This is a genomic window from Pseudomonas putida, assembly GCF_004357765.1.
GTDB classification, from domain to species: domain Bacteria; phylum Pseudomonadota; class Gammaproteobacteria; order Pseudomonadales; family Pseudomonadaceae; genus Aquipseudomonas; species Aquipseudomonas putida_U.
Genome location: NZ_SMTE01000016.1, coordinates 1 through 19,584 on the forward strand (window position 1 = coordinate 1; position 19,584 = coordinate 19,584).

At 64.9% G+C, this 19,584-nt stretch carries 17 protein-coding genes and 1 pseudogene; 2 read left to right on the top strand and 16 right to left on the bottom strand.

Annotated elements, in window-relative coordinates; genetic code table 11:
* Positions 1-296: 296 nt before the first annotated feature.
* Both E2H86_RS21720 and nudC read left to right on the top strand, forming a co-directional pair.
* A complete protein-coding gene (locus E2H86_RS21720) occupies positions 297-1,109 on the top strand; it encodes a crotonase/enoyl-CoA hydratase family protein (RefSeq protein WP_133331580.1) in 813 nt (270 codons plus the stop codon).
* Between the two features lie 34 nt (positions 1,110-1,143).
* Positions 1,144-1,974, top strand: coding sequence for an NAD(+) diphosphatase (gene nudC, locus E2H86_RS21725; RefSeq protein WP_133331581.1), 831 nt, complete (start codon positions 1,144-1,146; stop codon positions 1,972-1,974).
* 10 nt (positions 1,975-1,984) lie between these two features.
* Here the strand turns inward: nudC and E2H86_RS21730 are convergent, their stop codons facing one another.
* From E2H86_RS21730 to paaH, 16 genes and pseudogenes are all read right to left on the bottom strand, one after another.
* Positions 1,985-2,764 carry a TSUP family transporter gene (locus E2H86_RS21730; RefSeq protein ID WP_133331582.1) on the bottom strand — a complete coding sequence of 260 codons (780 nt, stop codon included), beginning with the start codon at positions 2,762-2,764 and terminating at the stop codon, positions 1,985-1,987.
* 129 nt (positions 2,765-2,893) lie between these two features.
* The gene (locus E2H86_RS21735) at positions 2,894-3,724 is read right to left on the bottom strand and encodes an alpha/beta fold hydrolase (RefSeq protein WP_133331583.1); all 831 of its coding nucleotides are present in this window, start codon (positions 3,722-3,724) and stop codon (positions 2,894-2,896) included.
* A 188-nt stretch (positions 3,725-3,912) separates the two neighbouring features.
* Positions 3,913-5,658, bottom strand: coding sequence for a phosphoethanolamine transferase CptA (locus tag E2H86_RS21740; protein ID WP_409977277.1), 1,746 nt, complete (start codon positions 5,656-5,658; stop codon positions 3,913-3,915).
* Positions 5,659-5,828: 170 nt separating this feature from the next.
* Complete coding sequence (paaZ, locus tag E2H86_RS21745) at positions 5,829-7,880, bottom strand: phenylacetic acid degradation bifunctional protein PaaZ (RefSeq protein WP_133331585.1); 2,052 nt, start codon at positions 7,878-7,880, stop codon at positions 5,829-5,831.
* A 23-nt stretch (positions 7,881-7,903) separates the two neighbouring features.
* The gene (locus E2H86_RS21750; protein WP_133331586.1) at positions 7,904-9,136 is read right to left on the bottom strand and encodes an OprD family porin; all 1,233 of its coding nucleotides are present in this window, start codon (positions 9,134-9,136) and stop codon (positions 7,904-7,906) included.
* Between the two features lie 27 nt (positions 9,137-9,163).
* Positions 9,164-10,732 (bottom strand): annotated as a pseudogene (locus E2H86_RS21755) (cation acetate symporter); the annotation flags it as partial.
* Complete coding sequence (locus E2H86_RS21760) at positions 10,723-11,031, bottom strand: DUF485 domain-containing protein (RefSeq protein WP_133331588.1); 309 nt, start codon at positions 11,029-11,031, stop codon at positions 10,723-10,725. The pseudogene E2H86_RS21755 and the gene E2H86_RS21760, both read right to left, overlap by 10 nt.
* Before the next feature lie 63 nt (positions 11,032-11,094).
* On the bottom strand, positions 11,095-12,171 hold the full coding sequence (paaE, locus tag E2H86_RS21765) for a 1,2-phenylacetyl-CoA epoxidase subunit PaaE (protein ID WP_133331589.1): 1,077 nt from the start codon (positions 12,169-12,171) through the stop codon (positions 11,095-11,097).
* Positions 12,172-12,186: 15 nt separating this feature from the next.
* A complete protein-coding gene (gene paaD / locus E2H86_RS21770; protein WP_133331590.1) occupies positions 12,187-12,720 on the bottom strand; it encodes a 1,2-phenylacetyl-CoA epoxidase subunit PaaD in 534 nt (177 codons plus the stop codon).
* Positions 12,707-13,465 (bottom strand): 1,2-phenylacetyl-CoA epoxidase subunit PaaC, encoded by a 759-nt coding sequence (gene paaC, locus E2H86_RS21775; protein WP_133331591.1) that lies wholly within the window; start codon positions 13,463-13,465, stop codon positions 12,707-12,709. The genes paaD and paaC overlap by 14 nt, the downstream gene beginning before the upstream one ends.
* An 8-nt stretch (positions 13,466-13,473) precedes the next feature.
* The gene (paaB, locus tag E2H86_RS21780) at positions 13,474-13,755 is read right to left on the bottom strand and encodes a 1,2-phenylacetyl-CoA epoxidase subunit PaaB (RefSeq protein WP_133331592.1); all 282 of its coding nucleotides are present in this window, start codon (positions 13,753-13,755) and stop codon (positions 13,474-13,476) included.
* Positions 13,756-13,780: 25 nt separating this feature from the next.
* Positions 13,781-14,770 (bottom strand): 1,2-phenylacetyl-CoA epoxidase subunit PaaA, encoded by a 990-nt coding sequence (gene paaA / locus E2H86_RS21785; protein ID WP_133331593.1) that lies wholly within the window; start codon positions 14,768-14,770, stop codon positions 13,781-13,783.
* 183 nt (positions 14,771-14,953) lie between these two features.
* A complete protein-coding gene (paaK, locus tag E2H86_RS21790; protein ID WP_133331594.1) occupies positions 14,954-16,273 on the bottom strand; it encodes a phenylacetate--CoA ligase PaaK in 1,320 nt (439 codons plus the stop codon).
* Positions 16,274-16,386: 113 nt separating this feature from the next.
* The gene (gene pcaF / locus E2H86_RS21795; protein WP_133331595.1) at positions 16,387-17,607 is read right to left on the bottom strand and encodes a 3-oxoadipyl-CoA thiolase; all 1,221 of its coding nucleotides are present in this window, start codon (positions 17,605-17,607) and stop codon (positions 16,387-16,389) included.
* Positions 17,600-18,055 (bottom strand): hydroxyphenylacetyl-CoA thioesterase PaaI, encoded by a 456-nt coding sequence (gene paaI / locus E2H86_RS21800; protein WP_133331596.1) that lies wholly within the window; start codon positions 18,053-18,055, stop codon positions 17,600-17,602. The genes pcaF and paaI overlap by 8 nt, the downstream gene beginning before the upstream one ends.
* A complete protein-coding gene (paaH, locus tag E2H86_RS21805; protein WP_133331597.1) occupies positions 18,052-19,584 on the bottom strand; it encodes a 3-hydroxyacyl-CoA dehydrogenase PaaH in 1,533 nt (510 codons plus the stop codon). The genes paaI and paaH overlap by 4 nt, the downstream gene beginning before the upstream one ends.

Here is a 19,584-nt window from a genome sequence, read left to right on the forward strand (position 1 = left end):
AAAAACCGACCATGCCAGTTAAAAACTGTTACCTATGTGCGTGAACTGATTTGTAACCCATGTGGGTGAGTCATACCTTCCGCCTTTACGGCGGGTCCCTTTTGTCAAGAAAAAAGTTGCCCGCCGTAAAGGCGGAAGGGGCCGGTAGCGCCACTACACACAATGAATCAGCTCACGATCTAAATGCCAACCCAAGCTCCCCGACAATCCAAAAAGAACCCGTTTTTGGCACAAGCGCGGCCTGCAGCATGGGTTAACATCCTTGCCAGACCATCTTTCCCACAGGAGTGCCGCCCGTGTCTGACTACAGTGCGTTCAAGGTCGAACTGATCGACAGCATCGCCCATGTGCAGATCAACCGCCCGGACAAGATCAACTCGATGAACGCCGCCTTCTGGGAGGAAATCATCGCCATCTTCCGTTGGATCGACGACACCGATGCAGTCCGCGCAGTGGTGCTCAGCGGCGCCGGCAAGCACTTCTCCTCGGGTATCGACCTGACGATGCTGGCCAGCCTGGCCGGGCAGCTGGGCAAGGATGCAGGCCGTAATGCACGTCTGCTGCGCAGCACCATCCTGCGCATGCAGGCTTCGTTCACCGCCGTGGACAAATGCCGCAAGCCGGTGCTGGCGGCCATCCAGGGCTACTGCATCGGCGGCGCCATCGACCTGGTCTCGGCCTGCGACATGCGCTACTGCAGCCAGGATGCGCAGTTCTCGATCAAGGAGGTCGACATGGGCATGGCGGCCGATGTCGGTACCCTGCAACGTTTGCCACGCATCATCGGCGACGGCATCATGCGTGAGCTGGCTTTCACCGGGCGGCAGGTGGCGGCCGACGAGGCGTTGCGCATCGGCCTGGTCAACCGGGTCTATGATGATCAGGCCGCGCTGCTGGACGGGGTCTTTGCCATCGCCCGGGAAATTGCCGCAAAATCACCGATTGCCGTGGCCGGCACCAAGCAGATGCTGAGCTACATGCGTGACCATCGCATCGACGATGGCCTGGATTACATCGCCACCTGGAACGCCGCGATGCTGCAGTCCGAGGACTTGCGCGTGGCAGTGGCGGCGCACATGAGCAAACAGAAACCGACGTTCGCCGACTGACCGCGCGGGGGACGCGCAGTCAGGAAGCCGTTTTATGTCAGCACGTTGGACTACCGCAGTACTCGACCCGCAAACCCCCGGCGGCCTGGCCGTGGCCCGCAGCCCCGAGGGGTTCCTGGTCGATGGCAATGGTGCGCTGTTTCCACGCCAATGGCTCAAGGAGAGGGGGCTCGATGTACTGAGCGAGCATGGCATCGGCCATCTCGACGGTGAGCCGGTGTTCCTGCTCGAGCTGCGGGCTGCCGGCGAGGTGTCAGGCTGCAGCTGGCGTGGGCTGCGTGCGTTCATGCTGGAAGGCGACTTCGACACCTACAAGGTGTTGGGTTACGCAGCGCAGATCGGCACTTGGGCGCGCGAGCACCGCTTCTGCGGCAGTTGCGGCCAAGCCATGCACCAGATCCACTGGGAACGGGCGATGTATTGCCAGGCCTGCGACCTGCGTAGCTATCCGCGCATTTCGCCGAGCATGATCGTGCTCGTGACCCATGGCGACGAGATTCTCCTGGCCCGCTCGCCGCGCTTCGTCACGGGGGTGTACAGCACCCTGGCGGGCTTCGCCGAGCCCGGCGAGTCGGCAGAGGATTGCCTGGTCCGCGAGGTCCGCGAGGAAGTGGCGGTCGAGGTCCGCAACATCCAGTACGTCGGTAGCCAATGCTGGCCGTTCCCACATTCGATGATGCTGGGCTTCCATGCCGAGTACGCCGGCGGTGAGATCGTCATGCAGCCGGACGAGATCGAGGATGCCAAGTGGTTCAACGTGCGCGAACTGCCGCCGCTGCCGGCGGGGCGCTCCATCGCCCGCTACCTGATCGACTTGTATGTGGCCCGTCGCCTGGGCCAGCCTGAGCCGCAGCTGCCGCGCTAAGCGCCCTTGCCTAGGCCTGGCCGAACCAGTGCTGCCAGGCCAGGCGCACGGTGAGCGCCAGCACCACGCTGATGAAGACCGGACGGATGAACTTGCTGCCGCCGCTGATGGCCGTGCGCGCGCCGAAGAACGCGCCCACCATCACCGACAGGCCCATGCACAGGCCGACGATGTAGTCCACCTGCCCAGAGGCGATGAACACGGTCAGCGCCGCGATGTTGCTGACGAAGTTCATGCTGCGCGCTACGCCGCTGGCGCGGACCAGATCGATGGGATAGAGCAGCAGGGTGCTGACCGTCCAGAATGCACCGGTCCCTGGGCCGGCCACGCCGTCGTAGAAGCCGAGGGTGAAGCCCTGCGGCGCCTGCCACTTCTTCTTGATCGGTGCGTCGGCATCCAGCGGCGCCTTGGGCGTGCCGCCGAACAGTAGGTAGATGCCGCAGGCGAAGACCACCACCGGCAGCATCTTGTTCAGCCACTCGGCGGGCATGTAATGCGCCACCACCGCGCCGATCAACGCACCGGCCAGTGTGCCGAACAGCGCGGGACGCCATTGCGCCGGGTGGAACAGCTTGCGCTTGTAGTAGGTGAAGCTGGCGGTGGCCGAGCCGAAAGTGGAGCTGAGCTTGTTGGTGCCCAGTACCAGGTGCGGCGGCATCCCGGCAGTGAGCAGCGCCGGGGTGGTGAGCAGGCCGCCCCCGCCGGCGATGGCGTCGATGAAACCGGCGACGAAGGCGACCAAGGCCAGGATCAGTAAGGTAAGCGGTTCTACGGTGAGTTCGAAAGGCATGGGGTTCAGGAGGGCAGGAGGAGGAGGCGCGACAAAGCGCCGCGCTTAAACGCTACATGTTAATCCTGGGACGGATGGGTTTCCAGTGTTGGCCTCATCGCCGGCAGATCGGCGATGAGGCCGCTGGCCTCAACTGCGAATGAACGCCAGCAAGTCGGCGTTGATCACGTCGGCATGGGTCGTCGGCATGCCGTGCGGATAGCCGGCGTAGGTCTTGAGCGTGCCGTTGGGCAGCAACTTGGCCGACAGCGGCCCGGCATTCTCGTAGGGCACGATCTGGTCGGCATCGCCATGCATGACCAGCACCGGTTGGCTAATACCTTTGAGGTCGTCGGTGAAATCGGTCTGCGAGAACGCGACGATGCCGTCGTAGTGGGCCTTGGCGCTGCCGATCATGCCTTGGCGCCACCAGTTGGCGATGACGCCTTCGGAAGGGGTGACGCCTGGTTTGTTGTAGCCGTAGAACGGGCCGCTGGGTACATCACGGTAGAACTGTGCCCGGTTGGTCGCTACCTGGGCCTGGAAGTCGTCGAAGACTGATTTCGGCAGACCGCCAGGATTCGCCGGGGTCTGTACCATCAGCGGTGGCACCGCTGCGATCAGCACCGCTTTGGCCACCTTGTCGCCAGGGTAGCGGGCCATGTAGCGCACCACCTCGCCACCGCCGGTCGAATGCCCGACATGCACCGCGCCCTGAATGCCCAGATGCTCGACCACTGCCGCGACGTCATCGGCATAGTGGTCCATGTCGTGGCCGTCCCAGACCTGGCTCGAGCGCCCGTGGCCACGGCGATCGTGGGCCACTACGCGAAAGCCCTGGCCGAGGAAGAACAGCATCTGCGCATCCCAGTCGTCGGCACTCAGAGGCCAGCCATGGTGGAAATGGATGACTTGCGCATCGCGCGGCCCCCAGTCCTTGTAGAAGATCTGCACGCCATCCTTCGTCGTCACGTAGCTCATGGTCCTGCTCCTCTGTACAGGTGGTATTGGCGAAGAGCTATTGAGAATAGGAGGTATTTGGCACGCCATTGCCGCTGATGCATCTGTGCCAGGGGAAAGCCGACGGTCGGCATCTGGCAGGGCCTTGTCCAGCAGGCGGTAGCCAGCGGACAAGGCACTTGAGCAGGGTGTGCGAGGGTGTCTGGGGGCTAGGGCGCTTTGGCCAACTGCCGGACGGTCTGAGCATCGCTTGCCGGCAACTGGTCGAACTCACGCAAGCCATTCTTCGCATAGGGGTCGCCGATCCAGCGGGGCGCGGCCACGAACTGCTCGCTTACCAGACTCTTGGCGGGTTCAAAACCGTCATAGCTCAAACCGGCCAGGTCGGAGAGGGTGTGGATCAGGTGCGAGCTGCTGTAGGGCCGCGAACTTACCGCCTGCAGGTTTCGCGGGTGCGCCTGCTGCCAGCTCGGGGAGGTCCAGACCAGGAACGGAATGGTGTACATGGGGCGGGTCGGGGCGCCCTCGTTGCGGCCCAGACGATCGTGCTTGCCGCTGCTGTAGACGTCCTCGCCATGGTCCGACAGGTACACCAGGAAGCCGTTCGGGGCGGTAGCGGCATAGTGCTTGATCAGGTTCGACACCACCAGGTCATTGTGCAGCACGGCGTTGTCATAGGCGTTGTAGGTTTCCACCTGATCGTCGGACAGGCTCGACGGTGCGCCCTGACGGTCCTTGAACTGGGCGAGCTCCTGGGGATAGCGGTAACGGTAGTCCATGTGCGTGCCCAGCAGGTGCACGATGATCAGCTTTTTCGGCGCCGGGTCGGCCAGCACCTTGTCGAACGGTGCCAGGACCACATCGTCGTATTGGCGGGCATTCTGGTTGCGCTGGTTGTTCAGGTAGTACTGCTCGTCCGTCTGTTGCGAGAAGGTGGTGAGCATGGTGTTGCGCTTGGTCATCGTCTGCTGGTTGGTGATCCAGAAGGTCTTGTAGCCCGCCTGTTTCATCAGGTTGATCAGCGATGGCGAATCGAGGAAGCGGTCGGGGTGCTGTTCGTCGCCGAAGGTGAGGATTTGCTGCATCACTTCGATGGTGTAGGGCCGCGGCGACACCACATCCTGGAATACCGTGAGCTGATGGTCGGCGCTCGCCAGGGCATCGAGATTGGGCGTGGTCTGGCGCCCGTAACCGTACAGGTGCATGTGTTCGCGGGTGGTCGACTCGCCCAGCACCAGCACCAAGGTGCGGGGGGCGGTGCCACTGCTGTCCTTGAGATGGTTCAGCGGCGGCAGCGCGGCATTCTGGTCGAGCAGCTTCTGCATGTTGCCAAGCTGCTGGCGGTACTGGGCGTAGCCGACCGCCAACTGCCATGGCACCGCCGGTTCCATGCGCTGCTGCACCTTATCCAGGGCATCGGCGAAGTTGCGGTCCTGGCCGACCATCTGTTTGTAGAACGGATACACCAGGTTCGCCGCCACCAGCACCACGGCCAGCGCCACGCGCGGCAGTGCCGGCATGCGCAGGGGCCGCACGCGACGCCACAGCAGTATCGCCACCAGGCTGTAGAGCACCAGGGCCAAGCACAGGCCAAGGCTGAAATACTGGCTGAAGTATTCCCCAGCTTCGGCGCTGTTCGATTCGAACATCACGAAAATGACGCTCTGGGAAAACTCCTGATGATAAATGCCGAAATAGCTCAGGCCGACCAGCGACGCAGCCCACAGCACCACGCCGATCACCGCCGCCACGCCACGGGTGAAGCGTGGCAGCAGCAGTGCCGGTGCCAGCCACAGGCTACTGAGGAAGAAGGCGTCGCGGAAACCGGCGAAGCCGCTGGTGCCGCTGAACAGAATCAGCGCCTGGGTGACGCCGGAGAAGTACCAGAAGAACAGCAGCAGCCAGCCCAGGCCGGCCCAGTCCACCTTGCGGCGGGAAGGGGAGGAAGTCGACACGATTTATCCATATCCAGAGGGCCGCGGTGGTGCGCGAAGGCGCGTGCGGCCGAGGCGGGCAAAGCTAGCAATGGAATTGTGATGAAATCGTCAAAAATGCGTACAGAGATCGTCTCTGCAGACCTCTTCGCGGGCAAGCCCGCGAAGAGGCCAGAACAGAACGCCGTCGATCAGCCCTTCTTCAGTACCAAGGTCAGGATGTCGTAGCTGGCAACGATGTCCCCCAGCTGATTGGTCACCTCCACGTCCCAGGCCACCACGCCCTGGGGCTGTCCCAGAGGGCTGGTCTTGCCCTGGTCGATCTTGCGCTTGCAAGTCAGCCGCGCCTGAATCGTGTCGCCGATGCCCACCGGGTTGATGAAGCGCAGGGTATCGAGCCCATAGTTGGCCAGCACCGGACCTTCGCCCGGGGAAACGAACAGCCCGGCCGCTGCCGACAGCACGAAGTAGCCGTGGGCGATGCGCTTGCCGAACTGCGATGCCTTGGCCGCGATCTCGTCGAAGTGCATGTAGAAGTGGTCGCCCGACAGGCAGCCGAAGTTGACCAGGTCGGCTTCGGTCACGGTGCGGCGATGGGTCAGCAGCGACTCGCCGATGCGCAGTTCCTCGAAGTGTCGGCGGAACGGGTGCACCTCGGTCTCGATCACCTCGGCGCCGCGCACGTACTCACCGGTCACGGCGCTGAGCATGCTCGGCGATCCTTGTACCGCCGCACGTTGCAGGTAGTGCTTGACCGCACGCAGGCCGCCCAGCTCCTCACCGCCACCGGCACGTCCAGGGCCACCGTGCTTGAGTTGCGGCAGCGGCGAGCCATGGCCGGTGGACTCCTGGGCGGCTTCGCTGTCGAGCACCAGCAGACGGCCGTGCCAGGCGGCTGCGACCGGGATGGCCTTGGCCGCCACCGCACGGTCGGCGGTGACCAGGGAGGCGACCAGGCTGCCTTTGCCGCGTGCGGCCAGGGCCAGAGCCTCGTCCAGGTCGTCATAGGCCATCAGGGTGCTGACCGGGCCGAACGCTTCGATGTCGTGGGCACCGCCCTCGGCGTGCGGGTCGCGGGCCTGGAGCAGGGTCGGGGCGAAGAACGCCCCCTCGGCCACGCCTTCGCCACGTGGGGCGAAGCCATCGCTGGCACCGAACAACTGCTCGCAGCTTTGCAGCAGGCTTCGCACGCGCTCGCCGACGTCGCGCTGCTGATCGTGGGAGGCCAAAGCGCCCATGCGCACGCCTTCGACCGATGGATCACCGACCACCACCTTGCTCAGGCGCTCGCGCAAGCGGGTGGCAACGGCGTCGATGTGCTTGGTCGGCACGATGGCGCGGCGGATGGCGGTGCATTTCTGCCCGGCCTTGGTGGTCATTTCGCGCACCACCTCCTTGATGTACAGGTCGAACTCCGGGCTGTCCGGGGTGACGTCCGGGCCGAGAATGGCGCAGTTGAGCGAGTCGGCCTCGGCGGTGAACGGCACCGAGTTGCGGATCAGGTTGGGCGTGACGCGCAGCTTGGCGGCGGTGTCGGCCGAGCCGGTGAAGGTCACCACGTCCTGGCCGTGCAGGCGATCGAGCAGGTCGCCGGTGCTGCCAATCACCAATTGCAGGCTACCGGTTGGCAACAGCCCCGACTCATCCATCAGGCGAACCACAGCTTCGGTCAGGTAGCTGGTCGAGGTGGCGGGTTTGACGATGCACGGCATGCCGGCGAGAAAGGTCGGGGCGAACTTCTCCAACATGCCCCAGATCGGGAAGTTGAAGGCATTGATGTGTACCGCCACGCCTGCGCGCGGCACCAGGATATGGCTGCCGGCGAACTTGCCCTGCTTGCCCAGGGGAATGGCCGGGCCTTCGTGCACCAGATTCCCCGACGGCAGCTCGCGGCTGCCGATACCGGCATAGGAGAACAGCGTGGCATTACCGCCTTCGATGTCGATCCAACTGTCGGCGCGGGTCGCGCCACTGTGATGGGACAGGGCGTATAGCTGCTCCTTGCGCTCGGCCAGATACAGTGCCAAGGCCTTGAGGCGTTGTGCGCGTTGCTGGAAGTCCATGGCCAGCAGTTCGGCCAGGCCACGGGCGCGGGCGAAATCGACCGCCTCGGCGAAGTCCGGGCGCTCTTCGTGGCTGTAGGCCAGGACATGGCCGTCCAGGGCGCTGCGAAGGGCTTGCGCACCGTGTTGGCCGAGCCAGCGGCCGCCGATGAAGCTCTGCAGGGTAGGGGCAATAGACATGTGATTCTCCTCCAGGGGCGCGATTACCACAGCGCCAGGGTGTAGCCGATGATCAGGCGGTTCTCGTCCACGGCGTTGGTCAGGCCGTTGCCGGAACGGAAGGTGACGTTGCGCCAGCGCAGGCTGACGTCCTTGAATGGGCCGCTCTGGATGACGTAGGTCAGGTCGGTGTCGCGCTCGCGTTCGCGGCCATTGCTGACGGTCGCAGTTTCGCCATGACGGCCGTCGGTGTAGCGGGTCATGAAGGTCAGGCCAGGGATACCGAGGGCGGCGAACGAGTAGTCGTAGCGCAGTTGCCAGGAATCCAGGCCGGCGCGGGTGAAGGTGTTGTAGGTCACCAGGTTGACGGTGAACGGGTCGCCGCCATTGACGAACGGGAAAGCACTGTCGCCGGACTGCTGTTGCCAGGCGGCGGTGAATTTGTGGGCCCGCACGCCGAGGGTGAACATGGCGTTGAAGTTGCGGTTGTCGATGCTGCCGGCGCGTTCGGCGCCATCTTCGCGGCTGTCGAAGTAACGCAGGTCACTGCGCAGGCTCAGGCCTTCGCCCAGGGCGCGGGTATCGACCAGGCCGACGAACTGCTGGCGGTAGATGTCCTGCAGCTTGGCGTAGTAGTAGCTGACGCTGGTTTCGGGGCTGAGGGCGTAGCTGGCGCCGCCGAAGTCGAGGTGGTCGCTGACGGCGGCGCCGTAGCCCATGTCGTCGCGCCCGGACGAGTCACGCAGGTTGACCCGGCTCAGGCGCCCGGCGTTGACGGTCAAGCCGTCGATGTCCTGGCTGGTCAGCAGGCCGCCCTGGAAAGTCGAGGCCAGCAGGCGGGTATCGTTGTACACCACCACCGGCAGGTTCGGCTGCAGGGTGCCCAGGCGCAGGGTGCTCTGGCCCAGCCGCAGCTTGCCGGTCAACCCCAGCTCGCTGTAGTCGTCGACGGGCTCGTGGCTGTTCGGGCCGAAGGGCAGCAGGCCGGTGTTGCGGCGGTCACGGCTGGAGTCGAGCTTGATGCCGAGCTGGCCGAGGGCATCCACGCCAAAGCCCAGCGGGCCTTCGGTGAAGCCCGATTCGAACTTCGCGGTGAAGCCCTGGCCCCACTCCTCGGCCTTGGCCTGTGGCGCGTTGTTCTGGCGAAAATCGCGGTTGATGTAGTGGTTGCGCAGTTCCAGCTTGGCGTGACTGTCGCCGATGAAGTCCGCCAAGGCCGGCAGGGGCAGGGCGAGAGTGGCCAGGCAAGCGGCCGATGTGAGGTGCGTGCGGTTCATTGTTGTTATACCCGACAGGTTCATGGATCAGTGCTTGCTGGCGCCGGCGGCGCCGATACCGGTCATGGAGCGGATGAACTGGGCCAGGTAGCGACCCCGTTCCTCGGTCGCGCGCGCCGAACCATCGGTGACCGAGAACCCCCAGGCAGCGATGAACGCCAGGCTCATGGAGAACAGCGCCGGGTTGCTATAGGGGAACAGCGCCGTGTCGTTGTGCAGCACGTTGACCCACACCGCCGGGCCCAGCACCACCAGCACGATCGCCGAGGCCAACCCGGCCATGCTGCCGCACACCGCGCCGCGGGTGGTCAGGCCCTTCCAGAACATCGAAAGCAGCAGCACCGGGAAGTTGACCGAAGCGGCCACCGCCAGCACCAGGCCGGACAGGAATGCGATGTTCTGCGACTCGAACGCCAGGCCGAGCAGCACCGCCAGCAGGCCGATCACCAGGGTGGCGATCCGCGACACGCGCATTTCTTCGCGCTCGCTCGCCTGGCCTTTGCGCACGACGCAGGCGTAGAGGTCGTGGGATACCGCCGAGGCTCCGGACAATGCCAAGCCCGCCACCACCGCCAGGATCGTGGCGAACGCCACGGCCGAGATGAAGCCGAGGAACAGGTTGCCACCCACCGCTTGGGCCAGGTGCACTGCGACCATGTTGCCACCGCCGATGATCGCGCCGCTGGCATCGCGGTAGGCCGGTTCGGTGCCGACCATGACGATGGCGCCGAAGCCGATGACGATCAGCAGCAGGTAGAAGTAGCCGATGAAGCCGGTGGCGTAGAACACGCTCTTGCGCGCTTCCTTGGCGTCGCTGACGGTGAAGAAGCGCATCAGGATATGCGGCAGGCCGGCAGTGCCGAACATCATGCCCAGGCCCAGGGAAATCGCATCCACCGGGTTGGACAGCAAGCCGCCCGGCGCCATGATCGCCTGGCCCTTGGCATGTACCGCCACGGCATTGGCGAACATCGCCTCGGTGCTGAAACCGAAGTGCTTGAGCACCATGAAGGCCATGAAGGTGGTGCCCGAGAGCAGCATCACCGCCTTGATGATCTGCACCCAGGTGGTGGCGAGCATCCCGCCGAAGGTCACGTAGGCGACCATCAGCACGCCGACCAGCATCACCGCGTACAGGTAGTCGATGCCGAACAGCAGTTCGATCAGCTTGCCAGCGCCGACCATCTGCGCCACCAGGTACATCAATGCCACGGCCAGGGTGCCGAAGGCCGAGCTCAAGCGTACCGGGGTCTGCGCCAGGCGGTAGGAGACCACGTCGGCGAAGGTGTACTTGCCCAGGTTGCGCAAGCGTTCGGCGATCAGGAACAGGATGATCGGCCAGCCGGCCAGTACGCCCAGGGCATACAGCAGGCCGTCGTAGCCGTTCATGAACATCATCGCCGAGATGCCGAGGAAGGAGGCGGCGCTGATCATGTCACCGGCGATCGCCAGGCCGTTCTGCATACCGGTCAGGCCGCCGCCGGCGGTGTAGAAGTCGCTGGCCGAGCGGGTGCGCAGGGCGGCCCAGCGGGTCACCAGCAGGGTGAAGCAGACGAACACCATGAACATCGAGATGGCAGTCCAGTTCATTGCGCGCACTCCTGCTTGACCTTGTCGTTGAGCGGGTCGAGCACGTTGTTGGCGCGGTGCACGTAAAGGCCGGTGAGGGCGAAGGACAGCAGCACCATGAGCACGCCGACCAGCATGCCGACGGTGGTCACGCCGCCGCTGAGCGACTGGCCGAGGGTGCTGGGCGAGAAGGCCACCAGCAGCACGAAGCCGTAGTAGCTGACCAGCATGGCCAGGGTCAGGCTGCCGTTGAGGCGGCGCTTGCGCCGGACCAGGTGCTGGAAGTCGGGGTGGTTGGCGATGCTCTCTATGCGTTCGGGGGTCATGGGTTGCGATCTCGGAGTGTTGTAGTTGTTTTGTTGAGGTCACGCGGGTGTTGCGATGAGGTCTCAAAGCTGGTCGAAATCCAGGACCACCTTGTCGCTCACCGGGTAGGTCTGGCACGACAGCACGTAGCCGGCAGCCACTTCGTAGTCTTCCAGGGCATGGTTGCTGTCCATCTCCACCTCGCCCTCGATCACCCGGCATTTGCAGGTCGAGCAAACACCGGCCTTGCACGAATAGGGCAGTTCGGCACCGATGGCGTTGCCAGCGTCGAGAATGTTCTGGCTGTTGCGTGGCAGGTCGAAGCTCAATGCCCGCCCGTCGCTGATCACGGTGATGTGGCTCAGCGCCGAGTCCACCTGACGCGCCGCTTCACGCGCTTCGCGCCGGGCGCTGTTGTCGGCGGCGGCGAACAGCTCGAAGTGAATACGTTCCTTGGCCATGCCGTTGGCTTGCAGGCTGTCGCGCACGGTTTCGGTCATCGCCTGGGGACCACAGATGAACGCGGCGTCCAGGCCCGGTACGTCGAGCCAGCGGGAGAACAACTGGCCGCACTTGTCGGCATCGATGCGGCCGTTGTACAGGTCGACGTCCTGCTGCTCGCGGCTGAACACGAAGATCAGGTTCAGGCGATCGAGGTAACGGTTCTTCAAGTCTTCGAGCTTGTCGCGAAACAGCGCGCCGGAGCTCGAGCGGTTGCCGTAGAGCAGGGTGAAGCGGCTGTGCGGCTCGCTGGCCAAGGTACTGGCGACGATCGACAGGATCGGCGTGATGCCGCTGCCGGCTGCCACGCCCAGGTAGTTGCCCTGGCGCGCCGGGTCGAGCGGCACGAAGAAGCTGCCTGCAGGTGGCATCACTTCCAGCTGCTGGCCGGCCTTGAGCACTTCATTGGCGAAGGCCGAGAAGCGCCCGCCCGGTACACGTTTGACCGCCACCCGCAACTCGCCGTCCTGCACAGCACTGCAGATGGAATAGGAGCGGCGGACTTCCTCGTCGTCCAGGCGGGTGCGCATCACCAGGTACTGGCCCTGGGTGAAGCGGAAGGTCTGCTGCAGGTGCGGGGGCACGTCGAAGGCGATCGATACAGCATCGCGGGTTTCGTTGCGCACTTGCTTGATGGTCAGGCTATGAAACTGGCTCATGGTGATCTCCACGGCTCAAATGCATTTGAAATAGTCGAACGGCTCCAGGCACTCGCGGCAGCGGTACAGCGCCTTGCAGGCCGTGGAGCCGAACTGGCTGAGCAGTTCGGTGTGGGCGCTGCCGCATTGCGGGCAGCACACTTCGGGCGCTTCGCCGAGCAGGCTGCGCTTGCTGGCGCTGCCGTGCGGCGGAGCGATGCCATAGGCGCGCAGGCGTTCACGGCCCTCGGCGCTGATCCAGTCGGTGCTCCAGGCCGGCGTCAGCCGGCGTTCGAGTTCCGGGGCGGCGAAGCCGGCGCGCTCCAGGGCCTGGCGGATATCGCCCTCGATCACCTCGGTGGCCGGGCAGCCGGAATAGGTTGGGGTAACGACCAGGTGCAGGTGCCCGGCGCGCCAGTCGACGTCGCGCACGATGCCCAGGTCGACCACGCTGACCACCGGTACTTCCGGGTCCATGACTTCGCCCAGCACCGCCCAGGCCCGTGCCAGGTCGTCGCCACGGGCTGCACGGGCGCCGCGATCACCGGCGATCAATTCACCAGGTTGCATCGGGGTAGGCCCTTGGCAAGAACTGCATCTCGGCCAGCAGCAGGCCCAGGTGCTCGGTGTGCAGGCCCTGGCGGCCGCTCAGGTAGAAATGACTGGCGGCTTTGGGCAGGGGCAGTTCGACCGAATCGAAAATGGCCGTGACCTGTTCGAGCCAGGCCGCGCCGACCGCCACCGGGTCGGCAGCGATGCCAGCCGCGGCCAGTTGCACTTCGTTGTCGCTGCCAGTGGTCAATTCGACGGTGAAGCGCCACAGCGCCGGAATGGCGGCGAGCATGCGCTGACGGCTTTCGTCGGTGCCGCCGCCCAGGCGTTGCACCCACTCGCTGGAACGACGCAGGTGGTAGGTGACTTCCTTCAGCGCCTTGGCGGCGATACCGGCGATGCGTTCGTCGCAGGACTCGCTCAAGCCTTGGAGTACGGCGAAGTGCCAGGCGTCGTAGAAGAACTGCTTGGTCATGGTCACGGCGAAATCGCCATTGGGTTGCTCGACCAGCAGCAAGTTGCGAAACGCCCGCTCATCACGGCGAAACGCCAGGGCGTCGGCGTCGCGGCCATCATCGGCCAGCTCGGCGGCGTACTCGAGCCAATTGCGGGCCTGGCCGACGAGGTCGAGACCGACGTTCATCAGGGCCAGCTCTTCTTCCAGCGCCGGCGCGTGGCCGCACCACTCGCACAGGCGCTGGCCCTGGATCAGGGCGCTGTCGCCGAGCAGCAGCAGGTAAGGGATCAGATCGTGCTTGTGCATGGCCAACCTCACATGTGTCCGACTTCGTCGGGCAGTTCGTAGAAGCTGGCGTGGCGATAGACCTTGTCGTCCGAGGGCGCGAACAGCGGGTCTTTCTCGTCGGGCGAGGAGGCGGTGATCAGTGCCGAGGGCACCACCCACAGGCTCACGCCCTCGCTGCGGCGGGTGTACAGCTCACGGGCATTCTCGATGGCCATGGCGGCATCGGCGGCATGCACGCTGCCGACGTGCTTGTGGTTCAGGCCGTGCTTGCTGCGCACGAACACTTCGTAGAGGGTCCAGGTTGACATACTCGATCTCCGCATCGGTCGCCGTTCAGGCGGCGTTCTTGTTCTGTTGCTTGCGTGCATAGGCCACGGCCGCCTCGCGTACCCAGGCGCCATCCTCGATGGCCTGGCGCCGGGTGGCGACGCGCTCCTGGTTGCACGGGCCGTTACCCTTGATGACTTCGTAGAATTCGTCCCACTGGATCTCGCCGAAGTCGTAGTGGCCGCGTTCGGCGTTCCACTTCAGTTCCGGGTCCGGCGCGGTGCAGCCGAGCAGTTCCAGTTGCGGTACGGTCTGGTCGATGAAGCGCTGGCGCAGTTCGTCGTTGGTCTGGCGCTTGATCTTCCAGGCCATCGACTGAGCGCTGTTGGGCGAGTGTTCGTCGCTGGGGCCGAACATCATCAGCGCCGGCCACCACAGGCGGTTGATGGCGTCCTGGACCATGTCCTTCTGCGCCTGGGTACCGTGGCGCATCATGGTCAGGAGCATTTCGTAGCCCTGGCGCTGGTGGAAGCTCTCCTCCTTGCAGATGCGGATCATCGCCCGGGCATACGGGCCATAAGAGGTACGTTGCAGCACCACCTGATTGACGATGGCGGCGCCATCGACCAGCCAGCCCACTGCACCCATGTCCGCCCAGCTCAGGGTTGGGTAGTTGAAGATGCTCGAGTACTTGGCCTTGCCGCTGTGCAGCTTGGCGACTTCTTCGTCGCGGTCGGCGCCGAGGGTTTCCATGGCGCTGTACAGGTACAGGCCGTGGCCGGCTTCGTCCTGGATCTTGGCCATCAGTTGCAGCTTGCGCTTGAGGCTCGGGGCGCGGGTGACCCAGTTGCCTTCTGGGAGCATGCCGACGATTTCCGAATGGGCGTGCTGGGAGATCTGCCGGATCAAGGTCTGGCGGTAGGCCTCGGGCATCCAGTTCTTGGCTTCGATCTTGATTTCGGCGTCGATCTTTTCCTGAAAGTTGCGCTCTTCGGGCGACATTTCTTCCAGCGACTTGACGCGCTTGACTCCGGTTTCCACTAGCTGTGCGTACATGGCTCGACTCCTGCGAAAGCATGAGTCATTTGTAAGCGATACAAAATTAAACGTCAAACATAATTGTGTGTATCGAATAGAATTTGTGTATCGCTTTGGGTTGGGATGTTTAGGGGGGCAGAAATCGAGCGCCGCGCGGGCGGCGCTCGATCTCACATACCCTAAAAAACCTTCGCCAAACGCTCAGCCAGCCAACCGCTTGTCGAACACATGGCACGCCTTGCCCTCGGAGCGCTTCAGCGTGCCGCAAGGCTGCAGGCGCACCTGGGTGCTGATGCCGATGTAGGTCTTGATCTGCTTGCTCAGCTCGGCTGTCAGCAGCTTGCACTGCGCGTCGTCGAGCCCGCGGCACTCGGCACGCAGTTCCACGTGCACCTCGACGCTGTCCAGATTTCCATTGCGATACAAATGTATCTCGTATAGCTCTGAAAGCTGTTTTATTTTAAGAACCTGCTCCTCGATCTGCGTCGGGAACACGTTCACGCCGCGGATGATCAGCATGTCGTCGCTGCGTCCGGTGATCTTGCCGATGCGCCGCATCGGTCGCGCCGTGCCCGGCAGCAGGCGGGTCAGGTCGCGGGTGCGGTAGCGCACCATCGGCAGCGCTTCCTTGCTCAGCGAGGTGAACACCAGCTCGCCCAGTTGCCCGTCCGGCAACACGGCACCGGTCACTGGGTCGATGATCTCGGGGTAGAAGTGGTCTTCCCAGATGGTCGGGCCGTCCTTGGTCTCGATGCACTCCATGGCCACGCCCGGGCCCATGATTTCCGACAGGCCATAGATGTCCAGGGCATCGATGCCCAGGCGTTGCTCGATGGAACGGCGCAGCTCGTCGGTCCAAGGCTCGGCGCCGAAGATGCCCAGGCGCAGCTTGAGGTCCTGCGGGGAGATGCCCTGGCGTTCGATCTCGTCGGCCAGATTGAGCATGTAGGAGGGCGTGACCATGATGATGTCGGGTTGGAAGTCGCGAATCAGCTGGACCTGCTTCTCGGTCTGGCCGCCCGACATCGGGATCACCGTGCAGCCGAGGCGTTCGGCGCCGTAGTGGGCGCCCAGGCCGCCGGTGAACAGGCCATAGCCGTACGACACATGGACCTTGTCACCCTTGCGCCCACCAGCGGCGCGGATCGAGCGGGCCACCACGTTGGCCCAGGTGTCGATGTCGTTCTGCGTGTAGCCGACCACGGTCGGCTTGCCGGTGGTGCCGCTGGAGGCATGCAGGCGCACCACTTCCTGCTGGGGCACGGCGAACATGCCGTAAGGGTAGTTGTCGCGCAGGTCGTTCTTGCCGGTGAACGGGAACTTCGCCAGGTCGTCGAGGGTTTTCAGGTCGTCGGGGTGGGCGCCGCATTCGTCGAAGCGTTTACGGTACAGCGGTACGTTGTCATAGGCGTGTTGCAGGCTCCAGCGCAAGCGCTCCAGCTGATGCTGGCGCAGGGCATCGACACTGGCGGTTTCCATCGGGTCCAGCAGGGCACGATCGGCATCATGGTACATGTTCATGGCTTCACTCGAATTGTTCTTGTACGTCGGCCGCCCGATGTGCCGGACGGCTTACCGTGAGTGTCATGGACGCAGCATAACCGGCGGCGTCGCGTTCAGTAACAGGCCATTGGTCAGAGGCGTTCGATGACCATGGCAATGCCTTGGCCGACGCCGATGCACATGGTGCACAAGGCGTAGCGGCCGGAGGTTTCCTCCAGCTGATGCAAGGCCGTGGTGACCAGGCGCGCACCGCTCATGCCCAGGGGGTGACCCAGGGCGATGGCTCCGCCGTTGGGGTTGACCCGTGGATCATCGTCGGCCAGTCCCAGTTCGCGCAGCACGGCCAGCCCCTGGGCGGCGAAGGCTTCGTTGAGCTCGATGACGTCCATGTCGGCCAGCGACAGGCCGGTCAGCTCCAGCACCTTGCGCGTGGCCGGCACCGGACCGATGCCCATGATCCGCGGTTCGACCCCGGCCACGGCCATGCCGACCACGCGGCCACGGGCCTTCAGACCATGGCGGCGTGCCGCTTCGCTGCTGGCCAGCAACAGTGCGCAGGCACCATCGTTGACGCCAGAGGCGTTGCCGGCGGTGATGCTGCCGCCCTGGCGGAACGGCGTGCCGAGTTTGGCCAGTTGTTCGAGGGTGGTGTCGGCGCGGGGATGCTCATCCTGCTCGACGCGAAGGGGCGGGCCTTTGCGCTGCGCAATCTCCACCGCCACGATCTCCCGGGCCAGGCGGCCACTGGCCTGGGCCGCGGCGGCTTTGTGCTGGCTACGCAAGGCGAAGGCGTCCTGGTCGGCACGCGAGATGGCGAATTGCTCGGCGACGTTCTCGGCGGTTTCCGGCATCGAGTCGATGCCAAACTCGGCCTGCATCAGCGGGTTGACGAAGCGCCAGCCGATGGTCGTGTCGAACAGCTCGGCACTGCGACCGAAGGCCTGTTCCGACTTGCCCATGACGAACGGCGCCCGCGACATCGACTCGACGCCGCCGGCCAGCATCAGCCCGGCTTCGCCGCAGCGCAGGGCGCGGGCGGCGTTGCCGATGGCGTCCAGGCCCGAGCCACACAGGCGGTTGAGCGTGGTGCCCGGCACGCTGGTCGGCAGCCCGGCCAGCAGGCTGGCCATGCGCGCGACGTTACGGTTGTCTTCGCCGGCCTGGTTGGCGCAGCCGAGGATCACGTCGTCGATGGCTTGCCAATCCAGTTCCGGGTGGCGCTCGATCAGCGCCTTGATCGGCACGGCGGCGAGGTCATCCGGGCGTACCCGGCTCAGGGCGCCGCCGTAGCGGCCGATCGGCGTGCGCACGGCATCGATGATCAAGGCGTCGAAAGGCTTGTGGTCACTCATCTGTGGTCTCCTGCGCGAGCACCGTGCCGCGCACTTGGTAGGATTTGCCCCGGAACAGCGCGATCAGCTCGCCGCGCTGGTTTTCGATGCGTACGTCGTAAACCCCGGTGCGGCCTTTGCGGCTCAGCTCGACGGCGTTGGCGTAAAGCACGTCGTCGAGCAGTGCCGGAGCCAAGTAGTCGATGCTGCAGCCCTGGGCGACCGTGGCTTTGTCGTGGCTGTTGCAGGCGAAGGCAAAGGCCGAGTCGGCCAGGGCGAACAGAAATCCCCCATGACAAGTGCCGTGGCCCTGGATCATGTCGGCGCGCACCGGCATGCTCAAACGGGCCTGGCCAGGGCTGGTCTCCAGCAGGCGGATGCCCAGAGCCTGGGTAGCGCGGTCGCGGGTGAACATGGCGTCGGCGCAGGCCTGAGCCAGCGCCTCGGGGGTGCGTTGCAGGTCGGTCATGGTTTTGCGCTCTCGGTGACGGTCGCCGCACCCTCGGCGTGCAGGCGGCGCAGCAGAAGGGATGGGCGGTAGCGGCTTTCGCCGTAGCTGCGTTGCAGATGGTCCAGTACGCGCAGGCTGTGGCCGATGCCGATCTGTTCGGCCCAGACCAGCGGCCCTCGCGGGTAATTGACCCCGGCGCACATGGCCAGGTCGATGTCGGCGGCGCTGGCGACGCCTTGCAGCACAGCGTCGGCTGCTTCGTTGGCGAGCATGACAACCGTGCGCAGCACCACCAGCCCGGGCAGGTCGGCGACAGCGGTGACCCTCAGGCCTGCCTGTTGCAGCAGCGCCACGGCCTGGTCGCGAGCATCGGGTGCGGTGTCTGCGGACCAGCTGATGGCGATGCGCGAAGCGCTTTGATAATCCAGGGCCAAGTCGAGCAGCACCAGATTGCGCAAGCCATCCTCGACGGCGCGTTGGCTGGCCAGGCGGCCATCGGAGAGCGCCAGGGTCGCGTCGCCGACGCGGATCAGGCCACTACCGGCGCGTTCGGTGATGGTCACGCCGCTGTCCTTCAGACGTTGCACCAGCGGCTGCATGACGCCAAGGTGGCCTTCGATCACGCAGGCTCCTGCGTGCGTCTGGCTATGCATTTCGGCAACCGCGGGACGCTCGGCGTCGTCACTGTAGCGATAGAAACCTTGGCCGCTCTTGCGCCCCAGGCGTCCAGCGTCGACCAACTCCTTCTGCACCAGCGACGGCTGGAAGCGAAAGTCGCCATAGAAGGCCTCGAATACCGAGCAGGTCACCGCATAGTTGACGTCGTGGCCGATCAGGTCGGTCAGTTCGAAGGCGCCCATGCGAAAGCCGCCGGCATCGCGCAGCAGGGCGTCGAGGGTCGCACAGTCGGCTGCGCCTTCTTGCAGCAGGCGCAGGCTTTCGGCGTAGAACGGCCGGGCCACGCGGTTGACGATGAAGCCTGGCGTGGAGCGGGCGTGCACCGGCTTCTTGCCCCAGGCCTTGGCCGTTTCGTACAGCGTGTCGGCCAGTGAGGGCGCGGTGGCCAGCCCCGAGACGATCTCCACCAGGGCCATCAGCGGCGCCGGGTTGAAGAAGTGCATGCCGATGACCTGCTGCGGCCTCTGCAGGCCGGCAGCCAGGCTGGTGATCGACAGTGATGAGGTATTGCTGGCGAGGATGCAGTCCGCGGCGCACAGGTTTTCCAGCTGGCGCAACAGGTCTTGCTTGACCTGCAGGTTCTCGACGATAGCCTCGATGACCAGGCGGGCATCGGCCAGGGCTTCGATCGCTTCCACTGGCTCCAGGCGGGCGACGATCGCCTCGCGAGCCTCGGTCTGCAGCTTGCCTTTTTCCACCAGGCGGCCGAGTTGGCGATCGATGCCGGCAATGGCCTGGGCCGCGGCGCCGGGGCGGTTGTCGTAGAGCTTCACTGGATGACCGGCCTGCGCCGCCACCTGGGCAATGCCGGCACCCATGGCGCCAGCGCCGATCACGGCGACCTGGGCGTTGCTGTCGAGTGCGTTCAT

What these genes read in the sequence shown, in the direction of transcription:
- paaD (WP_133331590.1), bottom strand. Translation starts at nt 12,720, where the DNA reads ATGCAACCTGGTGAATTGATCGCCGGTGATCGCGGCGCCCGTGCAGCC.
- paaE (WP_133331589.1), bottom strand. Translation starts at nt 12,171, where the DNA reads ATGAGCCAGTTTCATAGCCTGACCATCAAGCAAGTGCGCAACGAAACC.
- nudC (WP_133331581.1), top strand. Translation starts at nt 1,144, where the DNA reads ATGTCAGCACGTTGGACTACCGCAGTACTCGACCCGCAAACCCCCGGC.
- pcaF (WP_133331595.1), bottom strand. Translation starts at nt 17,607, where the DNA reads ATGAGTGACCACAAGCCTTTCGACGCCTTGATCATCGATGCCGTGCGC.
- paaI (WP_133331596.1), bottom strand. Translation starts at nt 18,055, where the DNA reads ATGACCGACCTGCAACGCACCCCCGAGGCGCTGGCTCAGGCCTGCGCC.
- E2H86_RS21730 (WP_133331582.1), bottom strand. Translation starts at nt 2,764, where the DNA reads ATGCCTTTCGAACTCACCGTAGAACCGCTTACCTTACTGATCCTGGCC.
- paaC (WP_133331591.1), bottom strand. Translation starts at nt 13,465, where the DNA reads ATGCACAAGCACGATCTGATCCCTTACCTGCTGCTGCTCGGCGACAGC.
- E2H86_RS21735 (WP_133331583.1), bottom strand. Translation starts at nt 3,724, where the DNA reads ATGAGCTACGTGACGACGAAGGATGGCGTGCAGATCTTCTACAAGGAC.
- paaZ (WP_133331585.1), bottom strand. Translation starts at nt 7,880, where the DNA reads ATGTCTATTGCCCCTACCCTGCAGAGCTTCATCGGCGGCCGCTGGCTC.
- E2H86_RS21760 (WP_133331588.1), bottom strand. Translation starts at nt 11,031, where the DNA reads ATGACCCCCGAACGCATAGAGAGCATCGCCAACCACCCCGACTTCCAG.
- paaK (WP_133331594.1), bottom strand. Translation starts at nt 16,273, where the DNA reads ATGAACATGTACCATGATGCCGATCGTGCCCTGCTGGACCCGATGGAA.
- paaA (WP_133331593.1), bottom strand. Translation starts at nt 14,770, where the DNA reads ATGTACGCACAGCTAGTGGAAACCGGAGTCAAGCGCGTCAAGTCGCTG.
- paaB (WP_133331592.1), bottom strand. Translation starts at nt 13,755, where the DNA reads ATGTCAACCTGGACCCTCTACGAAGTGTTCGTGCGCAGCAAGCACGGC.
- paaH (WP_133331597.1), bottom strand. Translation starts at nt 19,584, where the DNA reads ATGAACGCACTCGACAGCAACGCCCAGGTCGCCGTGATCGGCGCTGGC.
- E2H86_RS21750 (WP_133331586.1), bottom strand. Translation starts at nt 9,136, where the DNA reads ATGAACCGCACGCACCTCACATCGGCCGCTTGCCTGGCCACTCTCGCC.